Here is a 354-nt window from a genome sequence, read left to right as displayed (position 1 = left end):
GTGGCTGCTTCTGWCARCATCCTGGTTGTTTTCGAAATTCCACATCCTTCGCCACTTAGTACGGCATTGGGGACCTTAGCTGTTGGTCTGGGCTGTTTCCCTCTTGACTATGGGCCTTATTACTCACAGTCTGACTCCCATGGATAAGTACAGCCATTCGCAGTTTGATTAGGTTCAGTAGCCGGATAGGCCCCTACCCCGTTCAGTGCTCTACCGCCTGTACTCTCGCCATGAGGCTAGCCCTAAAGCTATTTCGGGGAGAACCAGCTATCTCCACGTTCGATTGGCATTTCACCCCTACCCACATCTCATCCAAAAGCTTTTCAACGCTCACTGGTTCGACTCCWSACATTT

At 50.9% G+C, this 354-nt stretch carries 1 rRNA gene; it reads right to left on the bottom strand.

The window, feature by feature from the left end:
• A 23S ribosomal RNA gene (locus tag NM10_RS12900) occupies nt 1-354 on the bottom strand; the annotation flags it as partial.

The sequence above is a fragment of the Megasphaera sp. NM10 genome, assembly GCF_000417505.1.
In the GTDB taxonomy this organism is placed as follows: Bacteria; Bacillota; Negativicutes; order Veillonellales; family Megasphaeraceae; genus Megasphaera; species Megasphaera intestinihominis.
This window is presented reverse-complemented; position numbering and strand designations above follow the sequence as displayed.